12 protein-coding genes and 2 pseudogenes are annotated in these 16,310 nt (G+C 64.6%); 5 read left to right on the plus strand and 9 right to left on the minus strand.

Annotated features, from left to right (window positions below; genetic code table 11):
* Positions 1-114: 114 nt before the first annotated feature.
* Positions 115-360 (plus strand): AlpA family transcriptional regulator, encoded by a 246-nt coding sequence (locus tag CJ177_RS43195; protein WP_095870766.1) that lies wholly within the window; start codon positions 115-117, stop codon positions 358-360.
* Between the two features lie 226 nt (positions 361-586).
* Positions 587-1,281, plus strand: a pseudogene (locus CJ177_RS43200) (methyltransferase domain-containing protein).
* A 639-nt stretch (positions 1,282-1,920) separates the two neighbouring features.
* On the opposite strand, the pseudogene CJ177_RS43205 reads toward CJ177_RS43200, so the two are convergent.
* The 5 genes and pseudogenes from CJ177_RS43205 to CJ177_RS43230 form a co-directional block, all read right to left on the minus strand.
* Positions 1,921-2,150: pseudogene (locus tag CJ177_RS43205) on the minus strand (helicase associated domain-containing protein); the annotation flags it as partial.
* Between the two features lie 321 nt (positions 2,151-2,471).
* The gene (locus CJ177_RS43215) at positions 2,472-3,971 is read right to left on the minus strand and encodes a recombinase XerD (RefSeq protein WP_257014996.1); all 1,500 of its coding nucleotides are present in this window, start codon (positions 3,969-3,971) and stop codon (positions 2,472-2,474) included.
* On the minus strand, positions 3,961-4,296 hold the full coding sequence (locus CJ177_RS43220; RefSeq protein WP_095870768.1) for a helix-turn-helix transcriptional regulator: 336 nt from the start codon (positions 4,294-4,296) through the stop codon (positions 3,961-3,963). Before CJ177_RS43220 ends, CJ177_RS43215 begins: the two co-directional genes overlap by 11 nt.
* Entirely contained in the window at positions 4,293-5,399 is a 1,107-nt protein-coding gene (locus CJ177_RS43225) for a site-specific integrase (RefSeq protein WP_095870769.1), read from the minus strand. The genes CJ177_RS43220 and CJ177_RS43225 overlap by 4 nt, the downstream gene beginning before the upstream one ends.
* Before the next feature lie 333 nt (positions 5,400-5,732).
* Positions 5,733-7,259, minus strand: a complete 1,527-nt coding sequence (locus CJ177_RS43230; RefSeq protein ID WP_179443435.1) for a PucR family transcriptional regulator — start codon at positions 7,257-7,259, stop codon at positions 5,733-5,735.
* 163 nt (positions 7,260-7,422) lie between these two features.
* Between CJ177_RS43230 and CJ177_RS43235 the strand changes: the two genes are divergently transcribed.
* The 3 genes from CJ177_RS43235 (at position 7,423) to CJ177_RS47795 (ending at position 10,405) form a co-directional block, all read left to right on the plus strand.
* Positions 7,423-8,808, plus strand: coding sequence for an MFS transporter (locus CJ177_RS43235; protein WP_095870770.1), 1,386 nt, complete (start codon positions 7,423-7,425; stop codon positions 8,806-8,808).
* A 51-nt stretch (positions 8,809-8,859) separates the two neighbouring features.
* A complete protein-coding gene (gene speB, locus CJ177_RS43240; RefSeq protein WP_095870771.1) occupies positions 8,860-9,873 on the plus strand; it encodes an agmatinase in 1,014 nt (337 codons plus the stop codon).
* A gap of 367 nt (positions 9,874-10,240) precedes the next feature.
* Positions 10,241-10,405: a hypothetical protein gene (locus CJ177_RS47795; RefSeq protein ID WP_218835189.1), complete on the plus strand. Its 165-nt coding sequence runs from the start codon at positions 10,241-10,243 to the stop codon at positions 10,403-10,405.
* A 352-nt stretch (positions 10,406-10,757) separates the two neighbouring features.
* Here CJ177_RS47795 and CJ177_RS43250 read toward each other — a convergent pair whose 3' ends face one another.
* From CJ177_RS43250 to CJ177_RS43265, 4 genes are all read right to left on the minus strand, one after another.
* Complete coding sequence (locus CJ177_RS43250; protein ID WP_373560085.1) at positions 10,758-11,531, minus strand: IclR family transcriptional regulator; 774 nt, start codon at positions 11,529-11,531, stop codon at positions 10,758-10,760.
* An 88-nt stretch (positions 11,532-11,619) separates the two neighbouring features.
* Complete coding sequence (gene pyk / locus CJ177_RS43255) at positions 11,620-13,062, minus strand: pyruvate kinase (protein ID WP_095870981.1); 1,443 nt, start codon at positions 13,060-13,062, stop codon at positions 11,620-11,622.
* 483 nt (positions 13,063-13,545) lie between these two features.
* A complete protein-coding gene (gene gcl, locus CJ177_RS43260) occupies positions 13,546-15,348 on the minus strand; it encodes a glyoxylate carboligase (RefSeq protein ID WP_095870773.1) in 1,803 nt (600 codons plus the stop codon).
* 38 nt (positions 15,349-15,386) lie between these two features.
* Positions 15,387-16,271, minus strand: coding sequence for a 2-hydroxy-3-oxopropionate reductase (locus tag CJ177_RS43265; protein WP_095870774.1), 885 nt, complete (start codon positions 16,269-16,271; stop codon positions 15,387-15,389).
* Positions 16,272-16,310: the final 39 nt, after the last annotated feature.

Consider the following 16,310-nt stretch of genomic DNA (forward strand, 5'->3'; position numbering starts at 1 on the left):
CGCCATCGCGCTCGTACCTTGCAAGCTATCGCTGTAGTGTTAGCGACGCGGCTCGCAACCGAACGATCCCCGCGTCGCCGGAGAAGGCGAAGAACAGGAAGGACTCCCACGACGATGGCCAACCCACATCGACTGACCACCGATCAGGTCCTGGAGTTGATCACGGAGGAAACCGGCACCGAGCTGTCCGCGTCGACATTCCGCGGATACGTCACCCGGGGGCAAGCTCCGGCGCCGGTGGAGAAGATCGGCCGCACTCCGCTGTGGAAGCGCTCGGAGATCATCGAGTGGGCGAACAACAGACCCGGCCAGGGCGCGCGCACCGACATCCCCAAACGGCGCCGCCGCCGCGCCGAGTGATTACACTTCATCCCCACGACACCTTGGCTGTCGTGAACTGACGAAATCGTCTGTCCACCACCGGATGCTGGGGAGAGTGTGTGCAGGTGTCGAATGGGGGAGCCCCGTGCGGGACTGTGGTGCACCGCGACCGAGGATGCCAGGACCGCTACGATCGTCCACGGCTTGCGGGGGCTCGGCTTCGCACATCAACGACAGCGCAACGACACAGGGGGGACGCACACACATGGCAGCTGGTGAGGTCACACAGGCGGAGAAGGATGGAGCCGAGAAGTACAGCAGGGCCGTCCTGGCGGCGTACGACACCTTCGTCCTGAAGTGGAGCAACACCTACGCCTGGCGCTGCCCCCGCGAACGGCTCCTCACCCACTACAACAACCACCTGCGCGGCCGGCACCTCGACATCGGCCCTGGCACCGGCTGGTACCTCCACCAGGCCACCTATCCCACCTCGGCGCCCGAGATCACCCTGATCGACCTCAACACCAACACCATGGCGATGACCACCAGCCGCCTCGTCGACCGGAACATCACCCCCGCGGTGCACACCGGAAGCATCCTCGCCCCCATCGACCCCGCCGTGGGTGTATTCGATTCGGTGGCAGCGAACTTCGTGTTCCACTGCGTCCCCGGAACGTGGGCGCAGAAGGGGGCAGCGTTCGGGCACATCGCCCAGGTCGTCGCCGACGACGGGGTGTTCTTCGGCTCCACCATCCTCGGGACGGCGTGGAACACAACCTCTTCGGCCGCACCCTCAACGCCCTCTACAACGGCCCGATCAAAGCATTCGACAACCGTGCCGACGACCTGGACGGCCTGCACACCGCACTGTCGGCAGCATTCGAGACCGTCGATATCACCGTCGTCGGAACCGTCGCGATCTTCGCCGCGCACCGGCCGCGGCGGACACCGGCGCCGTAGTACGACGAAGCCCCCGCCCGGTGAACGAATGCACACCGGAGCGACCGGGCCCGGGATGTCGAGTCTCCGCGTGCGCTTGTGTGGATCCACGATGGAGCGGGTGCCATCTGTTGAGGCACCGTGTCGAAGTCATGGGGTGACATGGCTGTTCACGCAATGGTGCGATCCACAGGCAGGCGTGGATGGACTTGCGGTGCGACCTGTGCGAGCAACCTTCGCCGCTGCCGTCGCCAGTCAAGCCCAGGCGGTGGCCTCCGCCGACACGAACGGGGGGATCATCGGTCACCGCACGGGCCCGCCGTGCGCGAGTGGCCCACACCTCCCGCAACACAGCCTGAACCGCATACCGACGCTACGACCCCTCGCCCGACCGACTGTGCGCTAGCGAGGATAGCTAGCGTAGCTAGCCACCTAGGAGACATTGGGAAAGATGCCGGCGGCAAAGGACGGGGTCCTCCCGACACGAAGGACGTACCTGAGATAAATCCGGCGTTCGAGAATGCCGTCGCCGACGAGGAGTCTCTCTCGGAAAGGTCTGACGGCCCTGTATCTTCCGGCCGAAACAGCAGTCACACGCACGTACACCACCTGTCCACCGGAGAGCGGTCCGAGCGCCCATGGGAAGGGCGGTAGTGGTGGTTATCCGACAGGTCGTGCTGCTGTGCGGGGTCCCCGGGGGCGCTGGCCGGGGGAGACGCCGAGCGCGGCGAGTGGACGCCGTTCGTCGTCGGGGGAAGGGCGTTGGCTCGCCACTTCTTCACCGCCCGGTAGAGCCACTGGCCGAGATGTTCACCGTCGGCAGTGACGTAGTTCGCGGGAACGAGTGTGTCACCGTGCTCTTCGCGGTAGGCGGCGATTTCGGAGGCCGCAGGTCGTCGCCGCGCCCGCCGAGCAGCTCCACCGTCACCGACAACCACGTTCGTGCCATGCCCCGAGGTTCGCATGCCGGCCGCGGCGCCGCCTGGCCACGGTCGAGGGCGGTGCACAGCCCCAGAGGTGGCGGGGGTTCGTCCATGCGGCGCTCATCCCGCGAAGTGACACCGATCCGTCGTCAGAGTGCCCGACGTTGTTCAATGTCATTCAACAGCATCGTCACCGAGGCTCGCCAAAATCGACAATTTGCAGAGCAAAAAACGCGGTGACGTGGGGATTCGGGTCCGTGCTGGTAACCGTGCATATTCGATTCGGCACTATTGGTCGGCTTGCCGTGTGGTGGTGTATCGGGCGTAGGGGGTTGCGGCTGCGGTGGCGTGTCTGTGGGTGGCGGAGTGGCTGTAGCCGAGCAGTTCGGCGACGACTGGGGGCGGCGCGTCGCTGACGAGGTCGCGGAGCGCAGCATTGCGTGCCCCGATCAGGCTTATGCCGTGGGATCGCAGCCGGTCACTCAGAGTCGTGGGGTGGAGGTGTTGGCCGGTGCGGTAGCTAGGGAAGAGCCACGGGCTTTGGCCGTGGTTGCCGGTCCGCAGGTTCGGTCGGTTCGCGAGGTGAGCTTTCAGCAGCGAGGCAAACGGATTCGGCACCGGTGCGGGTTCTTTTCCCAGCGTGAGCATGAGTTCACCCGGGGAGTCGGTGACGTCGGTGGTGCGTAGCGCGGCGACTTTGACGAGGGGCTGAGCGTAGAGAAGGACCAGGATGCCCGCGATGCGGTAGGGGAGTGTTGTGCTGTTGCCGGTCAGGAGTTCGCGGAGCCAGTCGAGGCGTTGGTCCTGGGTGAGGAGCGGGACGGTTCTTGCCCGATAGTGTTCGACCACGATGTCCTGGCAGAGCCGGCTCTTGCCGGCCCAGACGATGAAGCCGCGGATGATGTGTCGGGTGGTGGGGCCGTTAGCGAGCCAGCTGTCGACGTCGGCCTGGCTGCAGGTGGTGATGGCGCGGTGGTGGGTGTCGTGCAGCCAGGTGAGAAACTTGATGGCTTCGGTGATCCCTTGTTTGGAGTGAAGAACGGAGCCTCGGGTCGGGCGCCCGGCGCGCGCTCGGTCGCGGATCCTGCTCAAATGGTGCCATCGGGCGAATTGTTCGATCGGGCGGCGGATGTCGTCTGTGGTTATCTGTTCGAGCTTGGTGTCGAGCCATCGTTCGAAGAGCGCGAGCGATGGGTCACGATGCGGGAGAAGTCCGTGATGGACGAGCAGGCTCCGTAGATGTTCGGTCCGGTTGTTCGCCGGTTCGGTATCCAGGCCTGCGTGGCTGAGCGAGATATGGCCGGCAGCGAGTCTTCCGAGGAGGGCCCGCACTTGGGCCGAGCGCAACCAGGTATGGATGCTCTCGGCTCGGTCCGCGGTGCAGAGTGCCTCGGTGAGCTGGTGCATCGACTGTCGGTCGGACGCGTCGTCGAGCAGGAGGCTGGTCAGGTCGTCCCTGAGGGCGCATCGGGCGCAGATGTATTTGCGGTAGTGCTCGGACTCGGTGCCGCAGCGCGCGCAATGAAAGTCGGCGGGAATGCCGGCGCAGGTGACGCAAATCGGGTGGTTGCCGTGGCCGGATCGCCCGGGAAGCAGCCGGTCAATTCCGCAGTGGGGGCAGGTACCGCGGGTGCGCAGGGCGTGGTGGTAACAGATGCCGCAGATCAAGCCCTCGGGCCAGCGGGCCTGGGCTCGCGTGGCCCGGCGCCCGCATCGATCACAGGTGACCTCGCCGATGGTGCGGGGCCGGCCGCGGGTGGCGGTACGTGGCCTGACGTCAATTGTCATCGGCAATCACGCGTGCCCTCTTTGGACGGATCGACTTGTTCAGATCCGTCACGTTTGTCGGGCCGGCGGCCGTCTTCTTGCGGCGCGCGTCGGCGGCGGTAGTGGTGATGAGATCCTCAGGACCGCAGGCGAAGATGTCGCACAGTGCGGACACCATCTTCAACGACACGCGCTCGGGCCGTTGGGTCACCAGCCGGTATACCTGGGAGGCGGACAGGTCGATGCCGCGCTCACGCAGGTGTGGGGTCAGATCGGTGCTGTTGTGCCAGCCGCGACTGGCCATGAGCTCCGCCAGCCGCCAGGTGTAGTCCACGTCGCGCGTCATGATCTCTCACTTTCCTTACCCCCGAGAGCGTTGTTGAGTGTCGAATCGAGCGCGCGCCGCAGGGTGCGAGTGCGGTAGTCGCTCGACACACAGGTGTAGAGGGCAGTGGTCGAGGCATGCTCGTGGCCCACCTGTTGCTGCACGAACAGCGCGTCCATGCCGGCTTCGATCAGGTGGGTGACGTAGGAGCGTCGCAGCGAGTGGAAATCGAGGCCCGGGGCGAGGCTCAGGTCCTCGCAGTAGCGGCGAAACCGGCGTAGCAGCGCGGTTTCGGACGCGAGGGTGCCCCGCTCGCTGACGAACAGGTCCAGGCCGGCGCCCAGGTGCGGGTGGCCGCGTTCGAGCCACTCGGCGACGATTTCTGCCGACCAGTCGAAGACGGTCAGCACGCTGCGGCGTTTCGGGGGCGATCCGCGCATTGCCTTGCCGAACCGCACGTGGAGTACCCCGTACTTGCCGAACTCACCGGCATGAGGATTGCGCGCGAAGTCCACCGTCTGCAGGTGCCGAACTTCGTTGCGGCGCAGGCCCCATCCATAGGCGACCTTGAACATCACCGAGTCCCGGAACGCGGGCAGCCACCCCTTGCGGTCCGACGCCGCGATGCGGGTGACCTCGTCGTCCGCGCGATCGAACAAGTCCTGTAACTCGCGGCGGGTGAACGCCCGCTTTCCCGGATCGGACTCCGCGTCCTGAACATGACGGGCGGTGTTCCACGCGAAGCACACCTGCGTCGGGTGGGTGCCGAAAAACTTCTCACACAACCGATCCCAGCCATATTCCGGGGTGCTCACGTAGGAACAGAAAGCCCGCAGTGCGTCCTGGTAGTTGCGGATCGTGGACTGCTTCGCCCGCCGCTCCGATCGCAGATCCCCGAAGAACTCGTCGACATGTGCCGGAGTCCAGCACCACGGGTACTCGTTGGTGTACTCGAAGAAGCGCCGAACCAGCCGCTCACGCTGCTCGATTGTCGAGTGCTGGAGATTGCGGCTGAGCTGCTGATTTCGCCATCCGGTCAGCATCTCCGCCAGCACCTGATCCTCGGGATGCAGGTACGCGAGGGTGGGAAGCTCGAGCACCCGACCTACCTTGTCGACCGCCACCGAGCACCTCCGAATGCTGCGAGCATCTGATGCCCGAATCATGCAACAAATGCAAGAACGTGGCAAGCATGCAGGCCATCGACACGCCGATCCATCGTCTAACGGTCTGACCCAGGCGCTCCCAGGAGCGGTTAGCCGGGGGTCGTCCGATGCGCTGGTATGTATATGGCCAGGTCAACGCCCAGATCTCGCAAACAGATGGCGTCACTGATGGCGATGGCCGATCGAAGGACAATCATGCATCAGATGCAATAATGCCGATATTATCTGCGATAACTGAAATTATCGTCACCGAGTGCGCACAAACCATGAGTGACACGAAGCAGGCTGTATCTACGGGTTTGGTTCGGCCCGGGGAGGAGTGGACAGCAGTTCGGCAGCGCGCACGGCGAGCCACAGTTCGGACAGGGCATTCGTGTCGGCCAGGTCGCGGTTGGTGAGTGCTTCTACTTTGCGGATTCGGTACATCACTGTTTGTCGGTGGATGTGCATGGCCCGGGCGGTTCGTTGCCAGGACCGCTGGTTCTGCAGGAACGCGTCGAGGGTGTCGACGAGCTGGGAGTCGTGCTGCTCGTCGTAGTCGAGGACGGGCCGCAGAATGCGGTCGACCAGATCCTGTGCGTCGGCGACGTCCGACAGTCCGATCCACGGGACCGCGCTGCCATAGCGGGAGACGGGGATGTCTTGTCGTTCCGCGATGGACAGCGCCCAGAATGCCTCCCGCGCGGCATCGTGAAATCTGTTGAGCGAGGTTATGACTCGGCTGATTCCGACGTGGGCGCTCGGGCCGAGTGCCCTGGCCAGTGCGGTGTCGATTTCGGGGTGATCGGGGACGAGGACATGCGCGGTGCTCATCCGGATCAGGCACAGGTACGGCAGCGAGCGGCGCCAGAGGGAATTGTGCAGGGCCAGCATGCGTTCGCTGTCGTCGCTGTGTGCGGCAACGAGGATGGTGGACGTGGGGTCCAGGCCGAGTTCGGTGAGCTGGGTGGTCACGCTGGAGACGTCGATCCGCCCCTCGAGCATCTGGGCGAGCAGTCCTGAACCGTAGCGGCGTTCGTGTTCGAGCATGAGCTGTGTTTGGGACAGCTCGATCGCGACGACGGTGGCGGCGTGTTGCAGCTGGATGGGGTCCACGCTGGTCTTCGGATCGCTTAGGGCGATCAACGCGGCGTCCGCGTGTCGGGGGATGTCGGTGAGCATCGCCGCCCGGTCTTCGGTGGACGGAAGGCCGTAGGCGCCGCCGGCGACGTTCTTGGATGATTCGGACAACGAGGCGATGGCGTCGCTGATGGCGGGATCGAGCGGGGGTGAGTTCGGGAACCACGGCTCGCCGGTGGCGCGGTCGCAGACTTGGATTTCGCATTCGAGTTCGCGCGCCAGCGCGGTGAGGAGTTCGGCGGGGTCGGCGCCGCGGGCGGTGTGGCGTCGGATCAGGTCATACATCCGGACGGTCCGGCTCAGTCGTTGCGACTGGTCGAGCAGCGTCGCCTCGGCGACCGCGCGGGAGATCGCGACGAACGGCAAGGGGTACCGAATCCACAGCACCGGAAAGCCCAGATCATCGCTGGTTTTGGCGAAGGCCTTGGTCAGCGGTGGACAGTACATGTTCTCACCGATACCGAGGCCCGCCACATCCTGTGCTGCGAGCGCTCGCACCAGGTCGGCCTGTGCTTTCGCCGACTTCGGGAACGACATCCCGTTGGTCATCAGGAACTCACCACCGGTGACCCAGCGCCAGGGTTCGGGGAGATCGGAGGTGTGCGTCCACGTGACTTCGCGTCCGAGCCCTGCCACGCCGGAATGCACATCGAGCCGGAGATGCGGGATCTCGATGAGTTCGCCGACGGTGATTGCCACAGTCTGTCCTCTACCTCAATGACCAAGCGTGTTTGTGCGATCGAATAAATCATATCGATCGGTTTTGCGCTTTTACTACTCGCGCTGGTGGACGGGGCGGGTGCAGTCTGTGTTGGACGTCACAACCTGCTGCACCATTTGTTGATCCAGTCCAGGAGCCTCAATGACAAGAACCGGTCATCTCATCGATGATGCGCCGTTGACCTCTTTCCACAAGAAACTGACCGTCTTCTCCTCGGGTGGTCCGTTCATCGACGGTTTCGCGTTGTCGATCATCGGCGTGGCCCTGATTACGCTGAAGCCGGCGATGAATTTGAGCGCCACCGAGGTCGGTCTCATTGGCGCGGCCAGTCTGGTCGGAATCTTCGTCGGTGGCGGCGTGTTCGGGTACGTGACGGACAAGATCGGCCGGCACTTCATGTATATCGCCGACCTGGTCGCGCTGGCCGTGTTCTCGATCCTGTCCGCGTTCTGCGGGGAGGTCTGGCAGGTCATCGTGCTGCGGTTCCTGCTCGGTGTCGCGATCGGCGCCGATTACCCGATCGCCACGTCGCTGCTGGCCGAGTTCCTACCTAAGAAGCAACGTGGCCGGCTGCTCGGCGCGATGTTCGTGGTGTGGGCGGTCGGCGCCGCCGCGGCCTACGTGGTCGGCTACCTGGCCAAGGACCTCGGCCCCGACGCCTGGCGGTATCTCCTCGCCAGCCCGGCCATCTTCGCCGTGATCACCCTGCTGGCCCGGATGGGCACCCCGGAATCTCCGCGGTGGCTGATGAGCAAGGGGCGTATGGACGAGGCCGAGAAGTCGATCAAGCTGGTCTACGGACAGCAGTACGGCGTCGCGGACCTGCCCGAGGAACCGGTGGTGACCACGTCGTTCCTGCGGGTGTTCCAGAGGCCGTACCTCAAGCGCACCATCTTCGTCGCGATCTTCTGGACCGCCCAGGTCATCCCGTTGTTCGCGGTCTACACCTTCGCCCCCGACCTGCTCGAATCCTTCGGTCTGTACGGCGACGCCAACCTCTACGGCGGCTCCCTGATCATCGCGGCCCTGTTCGTGGTCGGCGGAATCCCCGGCCTGTGGCTGGTCGAGAAGATCGGCCGGCGCAAGTTGCTCCTCGGCTCGTTCGCCGTCATCGTCGTCGCCCTCGCGGCGCCCGCCCTGATCCCGAACGTCTCGGCGCAGATCTTCTTCCTCGCCCTCGCGGTGTTCGCGATCGCCTCGGGCGCCTCGAGCTTCCTTGAGGTCGTCTACCCCAACGAACTCTTCCCCACCGAGGTGCGCGCCACCGCCGTCGGCGTCGGGACCGCGATCAGCCGGATCGGCTCCGCCGCAGGCACCTACCTGATGCCGCTGGCACTGGTGAGCTTCGGAGCCAGCGGCGCGCTGATGATCGGGGCCGTGGTGACCCTGGTCGGTCTGGTCGCCTCGATCTTCCTCGCCCCGGAGACCCGCGGAGCATCCCTGTCCGACACCGCCTCCCAATCCGAGAGCGGCGACACCGAACACGGCAAAACCGATCCCCACGCCAAGGCCGTCACCCCGCGCTGACACCCCGCAACCCAGGTCATCCAGCATCCGAATCACAGGAGAATTCCCGCCATGCCTCAGCCCAAAGACACCCTCGTCGGCGCACTGCCTGCCACCCAGGTTCCCCGGTTCGCCGGAAAAGGCACGTTCGCCCGCATCGCCGACATCCACGAGGTGGACGACTACGACATCGCGATTCTCGGGGTGCCGTTCGACGGCGGCACCTCGTACCGGCCCGGCGCCCGGTTCGGTCCGATGGCGGTCCGGCAGGCCGCCCGGGCGCTGCGCCCCGGCTACCACGTCGAGCTCGGTGTCGCCCCGCTCGAGGAGGTGCAGGTCGTCGATGCCGGTGACGTGACCGTCACCCCGTACGACATCGCCGAGGCCTGCACGCAGATCCAGAACCACGCCGCCGACATCCTCGCCGGCGGTGACCGCAAGATCGTCTCCATCGGCGGCGACCACACCATCGCCCTGCCGAACCTGCGGGCGCTGCACGCCAAGCATGGCCCGATCGCCCTGGTGCACTTCGACGCCCACCTCGACACCTGGGACACGTACTTCAGCCAGCCGGTGACCCACGGGACGATCTTCCGCCGCGCGTTCGAGGAGGGTCTGCTCGTCGAGGATCATTCGATTCACGTCGGGATACGCGGCCCGATCTACGACCAGGTGGACCTGAACGACGACGCCCGGATGGGGTTCCGGATCATCCGGGCCGGCGATCTGGACGTGATGGGCATTGAGGCGGCCGTCGACGTGGTCCGCCGCCGCGTCGGGGACGTCCCGGTGTACGTGTCGATCGACATCGACGTCCTCGATCCCGCGTTCGCCCCCGGCACCGGCACCCCGGAGGCCGGCGGCCTCACCTCCCGCGAGCTGCTGCGGATGCTGCGCCAGCTGACCGGGCTGAACATAGTCGGCGCCGACGTCGTCGAGGTCGCCCCCGCATATGATCACGCCGAAATTACCTGTGTGGCAGCGGCAACCGTCGTCTTCGACCTGGTGTCGCTCATGGTGGCCGGATCGCAGCGCGAGTCCGTCTCCGCTGCGGCGGACGCCATCGCGGTCGGCGCCACGGGCTGATTCCCTGACCGACAGCGAAGCGGTGTTCCCGTTGGGAACACCGCTCCGCGCTGGCAACTCACCACGCAGCGCAGTACTCGGCAACGATGTCGCCGATACGTCCGCGCGTTGCTCGCGCCGTTTCGTCGGCGCGGGCATCTCTGATTGCGCCACGAATGCGACGGTCTGTCTTCACGTGATGTTGGCCGATCCCGCCGCTGATCACCGAGGTATCGCCTGAGAACCAGCTGAAAGCGGCGCCCGCCGCCTGTCCGCACTCGAGGTCGCCGCTCTCTCCAGACAACCAGGGCAACACCTCGAGCGCCCCCCTGCCGCCGGGATCCTTGACGCTAACTCGCTGCGGTTGCACCGAGCGGCCGGCGATTCCATGGGCATCGCGATCACCATCTCCGGTTTGAGCATTGGGCTACCGTGGGCGACCGAGTTGGTCACCCGACTCGAACGCGAGCACTACACAATCCACATCGCCGACATCGAAGCGTACGGGAGGTTGCCGCCGCCCGGATCGTGCACCGGTGGCAGCATGGCCTGACCGCCGCCCTGAATACGTCAGACACCGACCCGGCTACCCAGAGATGGGTTGGCGGTGGCTCCCGCTCTCCGCTGTCGACCGGCTGTTCACAGACCGCGGCTCCCCGACGGCAAACCGCTCCACGGTAGGTCCGTCAGCGAGGTCAACGCCCGGGAGATCAGTGAGGAATCACCGGCCGTCACCCGCTACGACCTCTACCGCACCTTCGCGGTGGACCGGGGACCGCAGCACATCGAACGCCGTGAACGCGCACCTCGTGCGCGAGCTCGTCATACTCGCGTACACACCCGACAGGGGTCCCGCCGTGCCTTCCCTAAGCGTCGACGTCGCCAAAGGATTCCGGCTTCGCACTCTATAGAAATGCTTCACTTTCGAATTCGGCGCTCAACATCGATGCGACTCGCTGAAGGAGGGGAACGACCTTGTCGGTGGACTCGGGCGTCACGCGCGCTGCCGGCCCGGATATCGAGATCGCTGTTGGTGTTGGTGCGCCCGGAACTGGGACAGAAAAGCAGCGGACGCCGAGCTCCTGCTCGCCTTCGTCGAGGGCGTAACCGCGCAGTCGGCTGCGTTGCAGATCGGCGATCAGCGTTTCCGGATCCGTCACGGGGTTCTCCGTATAGGAGGGCATGGTGGTTCGTGAGAGGATTGTACGGATCGTTGCGTCGGGAAGCTGGAGGAGAAGGGCTTTCCCGACACCGGTGCAGTGCGGAAATACTCGACCACCGACTTCAGTGAATATTCGCATAGAGTGCGGTGAGGGTACCTGCGCGACGTAAACTGCCATGGTGCCGTCTAGAATTGCCATATTGGCCGTCTCTCCGGTGCAGGCGACCAACTCTTCCAGATGAGGTCGTGCCGACGCACCGATGAGCTGGGTCGCACTTTCCCCAATCCTGATCAGTCGGGGGCCCAGAGCGTAATGGCGCGAGGGTGATTGGCGAATATAACCGCGCCCAACCAGTGTGCGGATCAATCGATGGATCGTAGGAATCGGCAGTTCAATCTTGCGGGCGAGTTCAGTGACACTCATCAACCCCCCGGTGGTTGCCATGATTTCGAGTATGTCGACTGCTCGACCTACGGACTGAACTTCGCTCGTTCCTTGTGTTATTGGCATGTTCATCCTCATTTGACCTCAAAGCCTGGGATATCAATGCCGTCCTGATAGATTTCGTTGGACCGAATGGCATCCAGAATGGGTGACGGCTGAGTTAGTGGTCTTCTTCGCCGATTCTGTGGACGTGGATCAGGTTGGTCGAGCCTACGGTGCCGGGCGGCGACCCGGCCACGATGACCACCAGTTCACCCTTCTGGTACCGGCCCAACCCGAGCAGCGCGTGGTCGACCTGCCGCACCATCGCGTCGGTGCTCTCGACCGGATCGACGATGAACGTCTCGGTGCCCCACGTCAGCGACAACTGGCTGCGCACCTCCGGCAGCGGGGTGAACGCCAGCAGCGGCAGCGGCGTGTGCAGCCGCGCCAGACGGCGCACCGTGTCCCCGGACTGGGTGAACGCGACCAGCGCCTTCGCGTCCAGCCGCTCCCCGATGTCGCGGGCGGCGTACGAGATGACACCCCGCTTGGTGCGCGGCACATGCGTCAGCGGCGGCACCTGGGTGGACTCGTTCTCCACCGCCTCGACGATCCGCGCCATCGTGCGCACCGTCTCCATCACGTACTTACCGACCGACGTCTCACCGGACAGCATCACCGCGTCCGCACCGTCGAGCACCGCGTTCGCCACGTCGGACGCCTCGGCGCGGGTGGGCCGCGAGTTCTCGATCATCGACTCCAGCATCTGGGTGGCCACGATGACCGGCTTCGCGTTCTCCCGGGCGATCTGGATCGCCCGCTTCTGCACCAGCGGCACCTGCTCGAGCGGCAACTCCACACCCAGGTCACCGCGGGCGACCATCACCGCGTCGAATGCCAGCACGATCGCCTCGAGGTTGTCGATCGCCTCCGGCTTCTCGAGCTTCGCGATCACCGGGATCCGGCGACCGACCCGATCCATCACGGCGTGAACCAATTCCACATCGGCCGGCGACCGCACGAACGACAGCGCGATGAAGTCGACGCCGAGGCCCAGCGCGAACTCGAGGTCGGCGATGTCCTTCTCCGACAGCGCCGGGACCGACACGTTCATCCCCGGCAGGGACACACCCTTGTTGTTGCTGACCGGGCCACCCTCGGTGACCCGGCAGATCACGTCGTTGCCCTCCACACCGGAGACGACGAGACCGACCTTGCCGTCGTCGACGAGCAGACGGTCGCCGGGCTTGGCGTCCTCGGCGAGCTGCTTGTACGTGGTCGACACCCGATCGTGGGTGCCGTCGACCTCGTCGACGGTGATCCGCACTTCCTCACCGTTGGCCCACGTGGTGCGCCCCTCGGCGAACCGGCCGAGCCGGATCTTCGGGCCCTGGAGGTCGGCGAGGACACCGACCGCCTTCCCCGTCGCGTCCGAGGCGGCCCGGACGCGTTTGTAGTTCTCCTCGTGGTCGGCGTGTTCGCCGTGGCTGAAATTCAGCCGCGCCACGTCCATACCGCTTTCGACGAGCTCGCGAATACGGTCACCGGTGGCGGTAGCAGGTCCAAGTGTGCATACGATCTTCGTGCGTCGACTTTGTCTGAGATCTTTCGAGAGTGCCACGGTGGCCACATTCTGTTCGCAAACCTGATGTGGTGCGATAGATTTCATGTAATCGCCTATCGGGAGGGGTGGCCTGGGCATGATGCCCGTATCCAAGATATTGCAGACTGTTCACGGGAGCGTGTGAGTCTTCGATGACAGATCAGCTGGAGCTCACACAATTCCTGGGGTGACATCGTGACGCCGTGATTGCATCGACTCTTGAGGATTCGTTGCAACCTGCGGAAGTAGTCGTCAGGCATTAGTCCGAACTTAACGAAGATGTCGGCGCCTGAGCCGCCGCCCCAATGGCGCCACGTCAGAGCGAACTGCACCATCTCGGTGTTGGTGTCGATCACTTTTCCTCCAAGCTGAGTGTCGTCACTCGAACGTGGTGCTTCGATCAGTAGTGTGGTGGGTGTGGTGTTGCAGCGCGAACGGTGTCTGGGAGCCGGCCGGTGAGTAGCCGGCTCCCAGACGGAACTCCGACGCGCCTGAGCTCTGCTAGTCGAGCAGAGCGTAGGCCGTAGGAGCGTCTTCGGAGTTCGTTGCGAGCGCGTTGAACTCGTTGACGTTGTCAAGTTCGGTTCCCATTGCGATGTTCGTGATTCGCTCGAGGAAGATCTCGACGATAACGGGCACCTTGTGCTCGCCGGCCCACGTCTTGGCCTGCTCGAGGGCGCCGGCGATCTCGTTTGGGTCGGTGACTCGGATCGCCTTACAACCCAGCCCCTCCGCCACTCGGAGGTGGTCGACGCCATAGCCTTTCGGGACCGGCGAGGTGTCCGTAGAGCTGGTCTCCTCGGAGTTGATGTTGTCGAAGCCGAGTGACACACAGTAGTTCATGTCGAATTGGCGCTGTGCCTGCCGAATCAGGCCAAGGTAGGAGTTGTTCACGACGACGTGGACATACGGGAGGTTGAATTGTGCTCCCACTGCCAATTCTTCGATCATGAACTGGAAGTCGTAGTCTCCGGACAGGCCGACAACGGTGGCAGTGGGGTCGGCGGTGACGACTCCGAGTGCCGCTGGGAGTGTCCAACCTAGCGGGCCTGCCTGTCCGCAGTTGATCCAGTTCCTTTCCTTGTACACGTGCAGGAACTGGCCGCCGGCGATTTGAGATAGCCCGATCGCAGTGACGTACCGGACTTCGCGTCCGAAGACGTTGTTCATCTCCTCGTAGACGCGCTGCGGTTTGATTGGGATGTCGTCGAAGTGGGTTTTGCGGTGCATGGTGCGTTTACGGGTGTTGCAGTCTTCGACCCAGGTGCCGCGATCGGGCAAGGTTCCGGCGGCCCTGCGTTCCTTCGCGACGGCCACGAATTGTTCGAGGGCAGCCTTGGCGTCGGAGACGATGCCGTAGTCGGGCGCGAACACTCGTCCGATCTGGGTGGGTTCGATGTCGACGTGAACGAACTTGCGGCCCTTGCAGTAGGTGTCGAGCCCGCCGGTGTGCCTGTTGGCCCAGCGGTTGCCGATACCGAGGACAAAGTCCGACGCCAACATGGTCGCGTTGCCGTACCGGTGGGCGGTCTGCAGTCCGGCCATTCCCGCGGCGAGGCGGTGGTCGTCCGGGATGGTGCCCCAGCCCATCAGCGTCGGCACCACCGGAACGTCGAGCAGTTCGGCCAGTTCCACCAGCAGGTCGGCGGCGTCGGCATTGACGATCCCGCCGCCCGCCACGATCAGCGGGCGCTCCGCGGCGCCCAGCATGTCGAGTGCCTTCTCCGCCTGCGCGCACGTGGCGGTGGGTTTGTACACGGGCAGCGGCTGGTAGGTGTCCGGGTCGAACTCGATCTCCGTCAACTGCACGTCGATCGGCAGATCGATCAGGACCGGACCGGGCCGGCCCGAGCGCATCAGGTGAAATGCCTGCGAGAAGGCGCCGGGAACCTGGGCCGGCTCGAGAACCGTGATGGCCATCTTCGTGACCGGACCTGCGATCGAGGCGATGTCGACCGCTTGGAAGTCTTCCTTGTGCAGGCGCGCCACGGGAGCTTGGCCGGTGATCGCGAGGATCGGGATGGAGTCGGCCATGGCTGAGTACAGGCCGGTGATCATGTCGGTTCCGGCGGGCCCGGAGGTGCCGAGGCAGATGCCGATGTTTCCGGCCCTGGCGCGGGTGAAGCCTTCGGCCATGTGGCTGGCGCCTTCGACGTGGCGGGCGAGGACGTGCTTGATTCCTCCGTGGTCGCGCATTGCGGAGTAGAACGGGTTGATCGCGGCTCCTGGGAGGCCGAATGCCTGTGTGGCGCCTTCGAGCTCGAGGATTTTCACAGCGGCATCAACGGCGCGCATGCGTGGCATGTCATTTCTCCCTTGATGAATCAGGTTTGTTCGGTGGACTATTTGGGGGTGTGGCCGGAGAGCCGCTCGACGCCGCGCAGCAGGGCTGAGTGGTCGAGTCCGCCGTCTCCGTTCGCGCGTGCCGAAGCCATCAGTTGGCCAACGACTGCGCCGAGGGGTACGACGACACCGGCCTCGCGGGCGGCTGCGGTGAGAATCCCCATGTCTTTGTGGTGTAGGTCGATGCGGAATCCTGGTTCGAAGGCGCGGTCGAGCATCTTCTGCACCTTCTGGTTGAGCACGGCCGACCCGGCCAATCCGCCGCCGAGGACCTCGACAGCTGCTGTCGTGTCGACTCCGTAGGCTTCGAGGAAGATGACGGCTTCGGCGAGGAGCTGGATATTGCCGGCAACGATGAGTTGGTTTGCGGCTTTGACGGTCTGGCCAGCGCCGTTGGGTCCGACATGTGCGATGGTTTTACCGACGACATCGAGAATGGGCTTTGCTGCCACGAAGTCTTCGTCGCGGCCGCCGACCATGATGGACAGGGATGCATTGACGGCACCGGCTTCTCCTCCGGAGACCGGTGCGTCGATGAGCCGGAACCCGAGAGCTGAAGCCTGAGATGCGAGCTCTGCGGTGACATCGGGACGGATGCTGGAGAAGTCAATGATCAAGGCACCCTTTTGGGCGTTCTCGAATACGCCGTTCTCGCCCGCCAGGACTTCCTGGACATCGGGGGAGTCCGGAACCATGACGGCTACGACATCTGCCCCAGCCACTGCCTTCGCAATCGAGTCGGCGGCCGTTCCACCGGCTTCGACGAGCGGGCCTGTGCGATTGGGAGTGAGGTTGTAGCCGACCACGTGGTGGCCGGCCTTGGCAAGGTGAACCGCCATGGGGCTGCCCATGATGCCGAGTCCGATGAATGCGATGGTGCTCATGAATTAGTCCTCGATTAGTTGTGGAGTTTCAGCGCGTTG

This window comes from Rhodococcus sp. ACPA1, from assembly GCF_002300195.1.
Lineage (GTDB): Bacteria > Actinomycetota > Actinomycetes > Mycobacteriales > Mycobacteriaceae > Rhodococcus_F > Rhodococcus_F opacus.